General features: G+C 39.8%; 11 protein-coding genes. 10 read left to right on the top strand and 1 reads right to left on the bottom strand.

Going from position 1 to position 13,526, the window contains the following annotated elements:
- The first annotated feature begins 18 nt into the window (after positions 1-18).
- The 5 genes from pyk (at position 19) to mdh (ending at position 5,985) form a co-directional block, all read left to right on the top strand.
- Positions 19-1,773, top strand: coding sequence for a pyruvate kinase (gene pyk / locus PQ477_RS01610; RefSeq protein ID WP_035393958.1), 1,755 nt, complete (start codon positions 19-21; stop codon positions 1,771-1,773).
- Positions 1,774-1,828: 55 nt separating this feature from the next.
- Positions 1,829-2,227, top strand: a complete 399-nt coding sequence (locus PQ477_RS01605) for an FxsA family protein (RefSeq protein ID WP_274272870.1) — start codon at positions 1,829-1,831, stop codon at positions 2,225-2,227.
- 324 nt (positions 2,228-2,551) lie between these two features.
- Complete coding sequence (gene citZ, locus PQ477_RS01600; protein WP_035393961.1) at positions 2,552-3,667, top strand: citrate synthase; 1,116 nt, start codon at positions 2,552-2,554, stop codon at positions 3,665-3,667.
- Positions 3,668-3,733: 66 nt separating this feature from the next.
- Positions 3,734-4,999, top strand: coding sequence for an NADP-dependent isocitrate dehydrogenase (gene icd, locus PQ477_RS01595; RefSeq protein WP_274272869.1), 1,266 nt, complete (start codon positions 3,734-3,736; stop codon positions 4,997-4,999).
- A gap of 41 nt (positions 5,000-5,040) precedes the next feature.
- Positions 5,041-5,985 carry a malate dehydrogenase gene (mdh, locus tag PQ477_RS01590; protein WP_038481872.1) on the top strand — a complete coding sequence of 315 codons (945 nt, stop codon included), beginning with the start codon at positions 5,041-5,043 and terminating at the stop codon, positions 5,983-5,985.
- Positions 5,986-6,024: 39 nt separating this feature from the next.
- Here mdh and PQ477_RS01585 read toward each other — a convergent pair whose 3' ends face one another.
- On the bottom strand, positions 6,025-6,648 hold the full coding sequence (locus tag PQ477_RS01585; protein WP_035393964.1) for a YitT family protein: 624 nt from the start codon (positions 6,646-6,648) through the stop codon (positions 6,025-6,027).
- A 149-nt stretch (positions 6,649-6,797) separates the two neighbouring features.
- Between PQ477_RS01585 and PQ477_RS01580 the strand changes: the two genes are divergently transcribed.
- From PQ477_RS01580 to mutM, 5 genes are all read left to right on the top strand, one after another.
- A complete protein-coding gene (locus PQ477_RS01580; protein WP_035393966.1) occupies positions 6,798-7,241 on the top strand; it encodes an Lrp/AsnC family transcriptional regulator in 444 nt (147 codons plus the stop codon).
- 93 nt (positions 7,242-7,334) lie between these two features.
- Positions 7,335-8,054 carry a response regulator transcription factor gene (locus PQ477_RS01575; RefSeq protein WP_060703800.1) on the top strand — a complete coding sequence of 240 codons (720 nt, stop codon included), beginning with the start codon at positions 7,335-7,337 and terminating at the stop codon, positions 8,052-8,054.
- Positions 8,047-9,810 (top strand): two-component system histidine kinase PnpS, encoded by a 1,764-nt coding sequence (gene pnpS, locus PQ477_RS01570; protein ID WP_035393968.1) that lies wholly within the window; start codon positions 8,047-8,049, stop codon positions 9,808-9,810. The genes PQ477_RS01575 and pnpS overlap by 8 nt, the downstream gene beginning before the upstream one ends.
- Positions 9,811-10,029: 219 nt before the next feature.
- Positions 10,030-12,657: a DNA polymerase I gene (gene polA / locus PQ477_RS01565; protein ID WP_274272868.1), complete on the top strand. Its 2,628-nt coding sequence runs from the start codon at positions 10,030-10,032 to the stop codon at positions 12,655-12,657.
- Between the two features lie 17 nt (positions 12,658-12,674).
- Positions 12,675-13,499, top strand: coding sequence for a DNA-formamidopyrimidine glycosylase (mutM, locus tag PQ477_RS01560; protein WP_035393969.1), 825 nt, complete (start codon positions 12,675-12,677; stop codon positions 13,497-13,499).
- Positions 13,500-13,526: the final 27 nt, after the last annotated feature.

Genomic DNA, 13,526 nt, shown 5'->3' with positions numbered 1-13,526 from the left:
AATAGTAGGAGGAACAAAATGCGTAAAACAAAAATCGTATGTACAATAGGACCAGCAAGTGAATCGGTGGATCAACTGGTTTCATTAATAGACGCTGGTATGAACGTAGCCCGTCTAAATTTTTCCCACGGAGATTTCGAGGAACATGGAGCGCGTATTCGTAATATCCGCGAAGCATCCGAGAAGACTGGAAAAACCGTTGCGATCTTACTAGATACAAAGGGTCCTGAAATTCGTACGCAAACGGTTGTAGACGGTGCAATTGACCTTGTAAAAGGACAACAACTTATTGTATCGATGGAAGAAGTAGTCGGTTCAACAGAAAAGATTTCGATTACGTACCCAGGTCTTGTCAATGATTGTAGTGTAGGTAGTACGTTATTACTCGATGATGGTTTAATTGGCCTTGAGATTACAGATGTTCGTGATAACGAAATCGTTACAACAGTAAAAAACAGCGGTACATTGAAAAACAAAAAAGGTGTAAATGTGCCAAATGTTAGTGTCAACCTACCAGGTATGACAGATAAAGACGCAGCAGATATTCTGTTTGGTGTGGAGCAAAATGTTGATTTCATAGCGGCTTCATTCGTTCGTCGTGCATCTGATGTATTAGAAATTCGCGAATTACTTGAGAAAAACGGTGCAGCCGACATTGCGATTATCCCTAAAATTGAAAACCAAGAAGGTGTCGATAATATCGATGAAATTCTTGAAGTATCAGATGGATTAATGGTTGCTCGTGGCGACTTAGGCGTTGAAATTCCTGCTGAAGAAGTACCACTTGTACAAAAGCAGTTAATTAAGAAATGTAACGAACAAGCAAAGCCTGTTATTACGGCAACACAAATGCTTGATTCAATGCAAAGAAATCCACGCCCAACTCGTGCCGAAGCAAGTGACGTAGCTAACGCTATCTTTGACGGTACAGACGCGATTATGTTATCGGGTGAAACAGCAGCAGGGGATTACCCTGTAGAGTCTGTGCAAACTATGCACAATATTGCTAGCCGTACGGAGCAAGCTTTGAATTACGATCAACTGTTACGGAAGAAAAGTGAAGAATCAAAGCAAACGATCACAAGCGCAATCGGTCAGTCTGTAGCGCATACGGCGTCTAACCTAGATGCGACAGCTATTTTAACAGCAACAGAAAGTGGCTACACGGCACGCATGACTTCACGTTTCCGTCCTAAATCACCAATCTTGGCGATTACAAGCAATGAAAGAGCATTTCGGAAGATGGCGCTTGTATGGGGCGTAACACCGCTATTTGGTAAGCAAGCAAGCACGACAGATGAAATGCTTGACTTAACAGTTGAGGCGGCTATGGAATCAGGACATGTGGCTCAAGGAGACCTTGTTGTGATTACAGCTGGTGTGCCAGTAGGGGAAACGGGAACAACAAATCTTCTTAAAGTACATGTACTAGGAGAAGTGAAAGCAAAAGGTCAAGGCATTGGCCAGCGTTCTGGTTCAGGCAAAGTCGTTTTAGCTGAGAATGCAGCTGAAGCGAGTGCGAAAATGACGCAAGGCGCAGTCCTTGTTACAAAATCTACTGACAAAGATATGATTGACTCATTTGAGAAAGCGGCGGCTGTTATTACAGAGGAAGGCGGGTTAACGTCTCACGCTGCAGTTGTAGGCTTGAACTTAAGCACACCTGTTGTTGTAGGTGTTGATGATGCATTGGCTCTCTTTACCGATGGGGAAGAAGTAACGGTTGATGCAAAAACCGGGAATATTTACAGCGGCAAAGCGCGTGTACTATAATGTAGAAAAAGAAGAGCAACTGCTCTTCTTTTTCTTATAAATGAGGTGGTCATTTATGTTCAAACGGTTTCTTCTACCTGTTGCGATTGGAATTCCATTAATTGAGCTTTTGCTCATTGTTTTTTCCGTGCAATGGATTGGAGTTTGGTACACCATTCTTGCTATGCTTTCGACCAGCATTATCGGTTTTTTAGTTGCACGTCGTCAAGGCATGCAGGTCATACGTTTAGCTCAACTCCAAATGCAAAAGCAACAAGTTCCTAGTCAGGCAATGATTGATGGTGCTTGTATCTTTATTGGTGGTGCACTGTTAACGTTACCTGGTTTTTTTTCAGATGTTGTCGGAGCGATGTTTTTAATACCGTGGACAAGAACCATTATAAAAGCGGGCATATTAAAAAGCATTCACTCTGGTATTGCAAACGGTAGGTTTGTTGTCATTAAAAGAAGATAGCATGTCGAAAAATGCTGGTTATAGCCGTATTTTTAAAATTATGGTATGATATGAAGTGCTTAGGTTGTCGCAAAACACTTTATATCTTACCTTCTTTCGGTTATGGTAGAGATAAATCTGTTTTGTCATTCGACTTCATTTAAGTTGCTTAACAAGTTTGGTTTATGGCTAGCCTACTAGACTATGAACCCGCTCTCGATTCAGTTTGAATCGTATTCTTTCATTGTTGAAGGAGATAGGAGAGTTCGCATCCTTTTGCGAAAACGCTTCACTTGGTATCGTTACGTCTTGTGAAGGATTTATTAGAGAAAAGGAGAGATATAGGTGACTACTACTCGTGGATTAGAAGGTATTGTAGCAACACAGTCAAGCGTAAGTTCAATTATTGACGATGAATTAACCTATCAAGGCTATGGCATTGATGAGTTAGCAGAAAATGCAAGCTTTGAAGAGGTTATTTATTTACTTTGGAATGGTGAACTTCCGACCAAAGAAGAATTGAAATCGTTTACAGAGAAGTTGGCTGCTGAAGCCGAAGTTCCTGAAGAAATTTTCACTCAAATGAAAGCCTATCCAATTAATGACGTACATCCAATGGCGGCGTTGCGCTCAGCTATTTCAGCGCTTGGCTTGTTTGACTTAGATGCAGAAAAGATGGACGAAGAAGAAAATTATAACAAAGCAGTTCGACTTCAAGCGAAAATTCCGACAATAGTGACAGGTTTTGAACGGATTCGTTCTGGAAAAGAGCCAATTCCACCGAACAAAGATCTATCGTTTGCTGCGAATTTTCTATACATGTTAAATGGTGTAACACCGGATGATTTATCTGTAGAGGCGTTTAATAAAGCACTTGTTTTGCACGCCGATCATGAATTGAATGCTTCAACTTTTACTGCACGTGTTTGTGTAGCAACACTGTCTGACGTTTATTCAGGAATAACAGCTGCTATTGGTGCATTAAAGGGACCTTTACACGGTGGAGCAAATGAAGCTGTCATGAACATGCTATTAGACATTAATGAGCCAGAAGAAGTAGAACCATACCTTAGAAAAGCATTAGACAACAAAGAAAAAATTATGGGTTTTGGACATCGTGTCTATAAAAATGGGGATCCTCGTGCAAAGCATTTGCGTGATATGTCCAAACAATTAACAAGTGTTGTAAATGAAACGAAATGGTACGATATGTCGATTCAAATTGAAGAGATGATTACAAAAGAAAAAGGTTTATTGCCAAACGTCGATTTTTATTCTGCAACGGTTTATCATAGTCTTGGAATTAAGCATGACTTGTTTACACCTATTTTTGCAGTTAGTCGCACATCAGGATGGCTTGCGCACATTTTAGAACAATATGCAAACAATCGTTTAATCCGACCAAGGGCAGAATATGTTGGTCCTGATAAACGCTCATATGTTTCCATTGAATCAAGATAGCAACTAGTTTAATGTAAAAATTGAACGGAGTCATCCGTTCTACATATTTGGATGGAGGGAATACACATGGCAGCAGAAAAAATTCAAACAACTAACGGAGTTCTAAATGTACCAAACGAACCAATTGTACCTTTTATTGAAGGAGACGGCACAGGTCCTGATATTTGGGCAGCAGCATCTCGCGTATTAGACGCAGCAGTAGAAAAAGCATACAGTGGAGAGCGCAAAATTCACTGGAAAGAAATCTTAGCTGGTGAAAAAGCGTACAACCAAACAGGTGAATGGCTTCCGGCGGAAACATTAGATGCTGTACGTGAATATTTAATTGCGATTAAAGGGCCTTTAACAACACCAATTGGTGGAGGAATTCGCTCGTTAAACGTTGCGCTTCGTCAAGAGCTTGATCTTTATACATGTTTACGTCCAGTTCGTTATTTCACTGGTGTTCCTTCGCCTGTAAAACGTCCAGAAGACACAAATATGGCAATTTTCCGTGAGAACACAGAAGATATTTATGCAGGAATTGAATTCCAAGAAGGTTCCGATGAAGTGAAAAAAGTCATTGCGTTCCTACAAGATGAAATGGGCATTAATAAAATTCGTTTCCCTGAAACATCTGGAATTGGTATTAAGCCAGTTTCAAAAGAAGGAACAGAACGAATTGTGCGTGCTTCTATTCAATACGCTTTGGATGAAGGTAGAAAGAGTGTAACGCTTGTTCATAAAGGAAACATCATGAAGTATACAGAAGGTTCATTTAAAAACTGGGGCTACGATTTAGCTGAGCGCGAGTTCGGAGATAAAGTCTTTACGTGGGCAACATACGATAAAATTGTTGAGGAAAAAGGAAGAGAAGCTGCCGATCAAGCACAAAGTGAAGCAGAAGCCGCTGGAAAAATTATTGTGAAAGATTCAATTGCAGACATCTTCTTGCAACAAATTTTAACACGTCCAAAAGAGTTTGATGTTGTTGTTACAATGAACTTAAACGGAGATTATATTTCCGACGCATTAGCAGCACAAGTTGGTGGAATTGGTATTGCTCCAGGAGCGAATATCAACTACGATACAGGGCATGCAATCTTTGAAGCTACTCACGGTACTGCTCCTAAGTACGCTGGATTAGATAAAGTAAATCCATCTTCTGTTCTATTGTCTGGTGAACTACTTCTCCGTCACCTTGGCTGGACAGAAGCAGCTGATATGATCATGTCGTCAATGGATAAAACCATTGAAAGTAAAGTCGTGACATATGATTTTGCACGTTTGATGGATGATGCAACAGAAGTTTCTTGTTCTGGTTTTGCTGATGAACTAATCAAAAACCTCTAATCAACAAATGTGAATCATAATGAGAACGAGGAGATGTTAGCATGGCGATTAAACGTAGAAAAATTTCAATTATCGGTAGTGGCTTTACAGGTGCAACAACGGCTCTTATGGTTGCACAAAAAGAACTAGGCGACGTTGTTCTTGTTGATATTCCGGATATGGAAGGACCGACAAAAGGAAAAGCGTTAGATATGATGGAATCAACACCTGTACAAGGTGTTGATTCCCGAATTATTGGCACATCGAGTTATGAAGATACAAAAGACTCCGATGTTGTTGTCATCACAGCTGGAATTGCGCGTAAGCCAGGTATGAGTCGCGATGACCTAGTTTCCACTAACGCTAAAATTATGAAGTCTGTAACAAAAGAAATTGTCAAACATTCTCCAGATTGCTATATCATCGTGTTAACGAATCCAGCAGACGCGATGACGTATACGGTATTCAAAGAATCGGGATTACCGAAAAATCGGGTTATTGGTCAGTCGGGTGTATTGGATACAGCTCGATTTAGAACGTTTATTGCCGAGGAATTAAATCTATCTGTTGAAGATGTTACTGGATTTGTTCTTGGTGGTCACGGTGATGATATGGTTCCACTTATTCGCTATTCAGCAGCTGGCGGCGTGCCACTTTCAACATTAATCTCGCCTGAGCGTTTAGAGGAAATTGTTGAACGGACACGAAAAGGTGGCGGTGAAATTGTTGGACTACTTGGAAACGGTAGTGCCTACTATGCACCGGCAGCATCCCTAACGCAAATGGTTGAAGCGATTGTCAAAGATAAGAAAAGAGTGATTCCGACAATTGCTTATCTAGAAGGCGAGTATGGACATCACGACTTATATCTAGGGGTTCCTACTATTTTAGGTGGAGACGGTATTGAAAAAGTAATTGAGCTTGACTTGACAGATGAGGAACAAGACCAGTTAAATAAGTCTGCTGATTCTGTTCGTCATGTAATGGATGCTTTACCAACAGCATAAATAAAAATCCTCATGCGTTTACGCGTGAGGATTTTTCTATTATACTCCGGCACCAGAGACAGAGGCTTTTTTTAATTGAACTGGTTTGACATGTTTAATAAAGCGATGTTTATAGAGGCTGATGATTTTAGATGTAATAAGAATAGACAGAACGGAAAACAGTCCCGGGATAAGACCGACGACTAGGAAACTGAGGAGTACAACAAACGCATCAAAAAGAAAGTTTGTTTTGCCTGGGTCAATTCCAGCTTTCTTTTGCAGATACAAAGCAAGAATATTTGCCCCACCTAAAGAAGCTTGCTGATTAAATAAAAGCGTTAATCCTGTCCCAATGCTAACCCCACCTAGGACAGCTCCAAAAAACATTGGGACTGTAAAAGAAGGTAAAAACGTATCAACCGCTGTTAACAAGGATAAAAATGTAACCGATAGCATCGTCACAATTGTAAAGCTTAAGCCCATTCTTATAAAAGAAAATATGTAAAACGGTATGTTTACTAGGAAAAAGAGTAAGGAAAAAGGAAGGTTAACTAAATAGGATAAGGTTAAGGTCAAACCAGCTGTTCCGCCAGTAATAAGACCAGCGTGACGGAGCAATAAAACGCCAATCGAAACAATGAAACAACCTAATAAAATCGCAATGGCCTTTCGGAAAAAAATCATTCAATCACCTACACGTTATTGTTACTATAAGTTTATATAACAATGAAGGAGTTTTGTATAACAACTAGTAGGATCTTCTAAAATGTGGTTTAATAAATGAAGGGAAATGATAAATTATTTGTACAAAATGAAAAAAGGTGATTTTCTTAATGGATAAAATGGATTGCGATATCCTAAAGCTGCTTCAAGACAATGGCAGGATGACAATTAGTGAATTATCAAAGGAGCTGGCATTAAGCCGACCGAGTATGTCAGAACGTCTCGTACGTTTACAAGAAAAAGGTGTTATTGAAGGGTTTACAGCGCGGGTATCATTAAAAGAAATCGGCAAGGATATCTTGCTTTTAATACAAGTTAGCGGGTTGAAAGTGGCGCTATCGGATTTTGAAGAGGTTATAAAGGATGAAGCAGAAATTATCGAGTGCCATCGAGTAACTGGAGAAGTAAGCTACTTTTTAAAAGCCGCTGTGTCGGATGTGAATAGTATGCGTGCTCTTATTGATCGATTAATACCGTACGGAACCATTAATACATCAACCGTTTTAAATTCACCTGTACCTTACCGAACAATCCTTCCTGATATAAAGGAATAGCACATTCTTATATTTTTGCTATACTTAAGAGAGAATAGAGAGAAGATAGGATAAGACCGTTCAAACACAAGAAAAAGGAGTGCAACTACCTATATGGCAAAGCGCATTTTAGTAGTCGATGATGAACCATCCATTTCCACCTTACTCAAGTACAACTTAGAACAGGCTGGCTTTGAAGTGGAAACGAGGTTAGATGGACTAGCTGGGTTTGAGCGAGCAAAAGAAGTTCCTTTCGATTTAATCATACTTGATCTTATGTTACCAAGTATGGATGGAATGGATGTGTGTCGCAATTTAAGGCAGGAACATATTTTTGTACCAATTTTAATGCTAACGGCTAAAGATGATGAATTTGATAAAGTACTCGGTCTAGAATTAGGTGCCGATGACTATATGACTAAACCATTTTCACCTCGAGAAGTATCCGCAAGAGTGCGTGCCATTTTACGTCGGGTCGACCAGACACAGGCTACTAAAGAAGATGTAGCTGTAAAAGGGAAGGGACGCGTCATAAAAGACTTAACCATTTACCCAGACAATTATGAAGTATACGTAAAGCAGGATTTGCTAACCTTGACACCAAAAGAGTTTGAGCTACTCGTCTACTTGTCTGAGAATAAAGGCCGGGTGTTAACGAGAGACCAGCTTCTTAATGCTGTATGGAATTATGAATTTGTTGGTGATACACGAATAGTCGATGTACACATTAGCCACTTGAGAGAAAAGATCGAACCAAATCCGAAAAAGCCTGTTTACATTAAGACGATTCGTGGGCTGGGCTATAAGTTGGAAGAACCAATCTCAAATGACTAACGTAAAAAATCGGTTCGTTGTAAGCATTATGCTTGTTGTTACCTTTGTTTTGCTAGCACTCGGACTAACCATTGGTGCCTGGTCAAATGAGCAGTATTTAAATTTTATTGAAGAGCGAATGAAGAACGAAACAGCACTAGCAACATGGACCGTCACGGAAAATGGCTTTCCAGAGCAAGAGGAAGCACAGCGAATTGCGGCTAAAGCCGGTGAATTATTTGAAGGACGTTTAACGATTATTGATGACACAGGAACGGTTTTAGGAGACTCATGGGCTGAGCCAGAAGAAATGGAAAATCATCTTGATCGACCTGAAATTAAGCGCGCCCTTGCTGATAACGACGTTGAACTAAGGTATAGTGAGACAATCGGTGAGGACTTGCTTTATTATGCTTTACCTCTTTATGAAGATGAAATGCTTCTAGGTTATATTCGTGTAGGTTTATCAGTAGAATCACTTAACCAAATTAATCAAACCGTATGGTTCGTCATTGCAGCAAGCTTCTTCATTGCATTTTTCATTCTATTTATTCTTGTTACGCGCATTACAAAGCAAATTATTAAACCGATTGATCATGCGACAGAGGCAGCGATTCGTTTAGCAGAAGGTGACTATAAAACACGGACGTTTGAAGATCAACATAAAGAACTGGGACGCTTAGGTCGCTCCATTAATATACTCGCATACAATCTAGAACAACTGTCAAGGCGTCATAAAGTACAGCAAGAACAAATGGCTGCTTTGATTGATCATATGGGGAGTGCGTTATTATTTATTAATGTTCGTGGCGATGTAGAGCTGGTAAATCGAACAACAGAACAACTGTTTTTCGTTAAAGCGCAGGAAATAACAGGTAAGCCTTACTATGAAATTATTCCAAGTGATAATCTTAGTAAATTTGTCCAGTCGGTCTATATGACTGAAACAAAACAACGAGGACAAATCGAATGGACAGATCATTTTGTCACGAAAGTCTATGACGTCTACGGGGCTCCTGTTGTGACAGATTCCGGTCGTTTGCGTGGGGTAACGATTGTACTCCATGATATAACAGAGCAAAAGAAACTTGAACAAATTCGCAAAGATTTCGTCGCAAATGTCTCTCATGAATTAAAGACACCGGTAACGTCAATTAAAGGTTTTGCGGAAACGTTAATTGATGGTGCGCTTCAAGAGCCGGAATTGTCGAAGCAATTTACGGAGATTATTTGGAAAGAAAGTGATCGTCTACAAACGCTAATCATGGACTTACTTGAACTGTCTAAAATTGAAAATGCTCAATTCTTACTCCATTTAGAAGAAGTCTCCTTAAAAGGGATTTCCGATGAAGTTGTCACATTGCTTTCAAGCAAAGCTGAAGAAAAGAAAATGACCATTCATGTAACAGAAACAGGTCAATCTACTATTGAGGGAGACGCACAACGCTTAAAACAAATTATTTTAAACCTTGTTACAAATGCGATTGCGTACACACCAGCGGATGGTACGGTTCACGTAAAGTTAATTGAAAAAGAAAATGATGTGGAGCTTCAAGTGAAAGATACAGGAATTGGCATTAGTGTGCCAGAAAGACTTCGTATTTTTGAACGTTTCTACCGAGTTGATCGAGCGAGGAGTCGAAATTCTGGAGGAACAGGCTTGGGTCTTGCGATTGTGAAACATTTGGCTGAAGCTCATCATGGAAAACTAGAAGTGGAAAGTGAAGAAGGAAAGGGATCGGTATTTAAAATTTTGTTTCCAAAGAGACAAGCTTAACAAGATCTTTACAGTTCGTTTATATCCACAACACATTTGTCGCCTACACTTAGGAAGAACGGTCTTATCCTGATCGATATTCCTCTGTCGGTCGACTTTGATGGCAAGAGCTATGTCTCTTGTCTTTTTTTGCGTACGCTCGTTCCCATCTGTTTTCTTTTTCAATTGCGAGTATGGTACAATACCGATACAAGTTATGCTAGGAAGGGAAGATCCCGATTGAAAAAATTAGTATTAATTGACGGAAATAGTATTGCCTACCGAGCCTTTTTCGCATTACCGCTTTTAAGCAATGAAAAAGGGGAATATACGAACGCAGTTTATGGTTTTACAACGATGCTTTTAAAAGTACTTGAGGAAGAAAAGCCCACTCATTTATTCGTAGCATTTGATGCAGGCAAATCGACATTTCGACATAAGACGTATGCTGAATATAAAGGGACGCGTCAAAAAACACCTTCAGAATTATCCGGTCAAATTCCTATGATTCATAAGCTTTTAGATGCTTTTTCTATAAAACGATATGAAGCAAAAGAGTACGAAGCAGATGATATTATTGGAACACAGGCTGTAGAAGCAGCAAAAGAAGGGTTTGAGGTTGTTGTCATTACGGGAGATAAAGATTTACTCCAACTTGTTGATGACCATATCGAAGTCGTGCTTACTCGAAAAGGAATAACCGAAGTTGATCGTTATAATGAAGCGAAAATAGAAGAGCGATACGGGCTAACACCCAAACAAATTATTGATTTAAAAGGACTTATGGGGGATACCTCTGATAATATCCCTGGTGTTCCTGGTGTTGGAGAGAAAACGGCTATTAAGCTGTTAACTCAATTCTCAGACGTGGAAACTGTACTTGACTCGATTAATGAGGTTTCAGGGAAAAAGCTTAAAGAGCGGTTAGAGGAAAATAAAGAACAAGCGATTTTAAGTAAACAACTTGCAACCATTATGACGGAAGTACCGTTAGAAACGGCTCTTAACGACTTAGCATATAACGGATTTGATTATCAAGCAGTTAAGGAATTGTTTAAAGCATATGCATTTAATTCTTTATTAAATCGGATTGGTGGCAATGAAGATCAAAAAGAAGAGGCATTGGAGAAAGTGCCATTTGAAGTGGTTTCGGAGATAAAGGAAGATCATCTTGTCAGTCCATCCGCTTTAGTGATTGAAATGCTCGGTGACAATTATCATCATGCTGATATTATCGGGGTTGGCTTAGCAAATAAAAATGGGAGCTACTTTATTCCGACAAAGGTTGCTGTAGAGTCAGATCTCTTTCAAACGTTTATGGCCGATCAGAAGAAAGAAAAGTATTTGTTTGATGCGAAACGAGCAGTTGTTGCGTTAGCATGGCAAGATATTGAATTACATGGTGTTGCTTTCGATTTACAAATGGCATCATATTTACTTGATCCGTCTCTTTCTTCCCATGAAATGAGCGATATTGCATCTCGAAAAGGATCAGTCCGTGTCTTAGAAGATGAAACCGTTTATGGAAAAGGGGCAAAGCAAGCAATTCCTGATGAGCAGCAGCTTGCTGCGCATTTATCTAGAAAAGCTTATGCGATGTATGTATTAAAAGACATATTGGCAAATGAGCTGAAGGAAAACGAACAATTTTCGCTTTTTGCAGAACTTGAAATGCCGTTATCTGTTATATTAGGACGAATGGAGAAAGAAGGCATCAAAGTCGACCGCTCGCAGCTTCAGAACATGGGTGACGATTTATCGACACGATTAGCAAATCTTGAAAAAGAGATTCATAAAGAAGCTGGTGAGACGTTTAACATTAATTCTCCGAAGCAATTAGGACAAGTATTATTTGAAACGTTAGAGCTTCCGCCAGTAAAGAAAACAAAAACAGGTTATTCTACAAGTGCAGATGTATTAGAGAAATTAGCAGGTTCGCACCCAATTATTGAACATATTTTACTCTATCGTCAGCTCGGAAAGCTGTATTCAACCTACATTGAAGGATTGTTAAAAGTAGCGGATGAGCAGTCAGGAAAAGTGCACACACGATTTAATCAAGCACTTACACAAACTGGACGGCTTTCTTCAACAGATCCCAACTTGCAAAATATTCCGATACGACTAGAAGAAGGAAGAAAAATCCGTAAAGCATTTGTACCGTCTCAAGAGGGTTGGGTGATGGTGTCTGCTGACTATTCACAAATTGAATTACGAGTACTTGCACACATATCAGGCGACGAAAGAATGAAAGAAGCATTTTTGAAGGATATGGATATCCATACAAAAACGGCTATGGACGTGTTTCATGTTGAAGAACATGAAGTGACGGATCAAATGAGGCGTAGCGCAAAAGCAGTAAACTTCGGTATTGTTTATGGAATTAGTGATTACGGTCTCTCGCAAAATTTAAACATCACTCGAAAAGAAGCAAAAGCATTTATAGATCGTTATTTGGCTAGCTACCCTGATGTAAAAGCATATATGGAAAATGTCGTAAAAGAAGCAAAGAAAACAGGTTATGTTCAAACGTTATTGGCGAGACGTCGGTATTTGCCTGAGTTAGCTAGTAGTAATTTTAATCAACGTAGTTTTGCCGAACGTACGGCAATGAATACGCCTATTCAAGGGACGGCTGCGGATATTATTAAGCAAGCGATGGTAAATATGAGTGACGAACTAGCGAGTTCTTCGTTGAAAGTCACGATGTTGTTACAGGTACACGATGAATTGATTTTTGAAGTTGCGCCAGAAGACGAACAGGCTTTGAAGGAACTTGTTACAAATGTAATGGAAAATGCATTATCATTAGATGTTCCCCTACAGGTAGACGTGTCAAGCGGTTCTTCTTGGTATGACGCAAAGTAAAAGGAGAGGAAGATCAGATGCCAGAGTTACCTGAAGTGGAAACGGTTAGAAGAACATTACTTGAACTCGTTAAAGGCAAAACGATTCATAACGTGACCATTCATTGGCCTAAAATGATTAAGGAACCAGACGATGCGTATGAGTTCATGCAACAAATTGCTGGTCAAACCATTTTGGACATAAGACGTAGAGGGAAGTTTCTTTTATTTGAACTAACTGATTTTGTGCTTATCTCACATTTAAGAATGGAAGGACGTTATGGGGTGTATACGCCTGAAGAATCTTCAGGTAAGCACACCCATGTCATTTTTCATTTAACAGATGGAACAGAACTTCGGTATGCAGATGTACGAAAGTTTGGAACGATGCACTTATTTACGAAGGGTACAGAAGAGACCGTTTTGCCGCTTGCGCAACTAGGGGTGGAACCATTCTCTGAACAGTTTACGGTTGAACGATTAAATGATGCCTATAAACAATCGAAGCGCACGATTAAAACGGCGCTGTTAGACCAAAAAACGGTTGTTGGTCTAGGGAATATCTATGTGGATGAAGCGTTGTATCGAGCGCGTATTCAACCTGAGCGTCTAGCCTCATCAATTGGGGAAGAGGAGATGACGGTGTTGCATACAGCTATTGTAGAAACGTTACAGGAAGCGGTAGATGCTGGAGGAAGTTCTATTAAATCATATGTAAACGGTCAAGGTGAAATGGGGATGTTCCAACAAAGTCTGAACGTTTACGGTAGAAAAGGCGAACCATGTCATGAATGCGGGACGCTTATCACGAAGACAGTTGTAGGAGGACGAGGCACACATTATTGTCCTCAATGTCAGCATTAACACAAAATCAGTCCTCTCCATATACTA

The sequence above is a fragment of the Shouchella hunanensis genome, assembly GCF_028735875.1.
Taxonomy (GTDB): Bacteria; Bacillota; Bacilli; order Bacillales; family Bacillaceae_D; genus Shouchella; species Shouchella hunanensis.
This window is presented reverse-complemented; position numbering and strand designations above follow the sequence as displayed.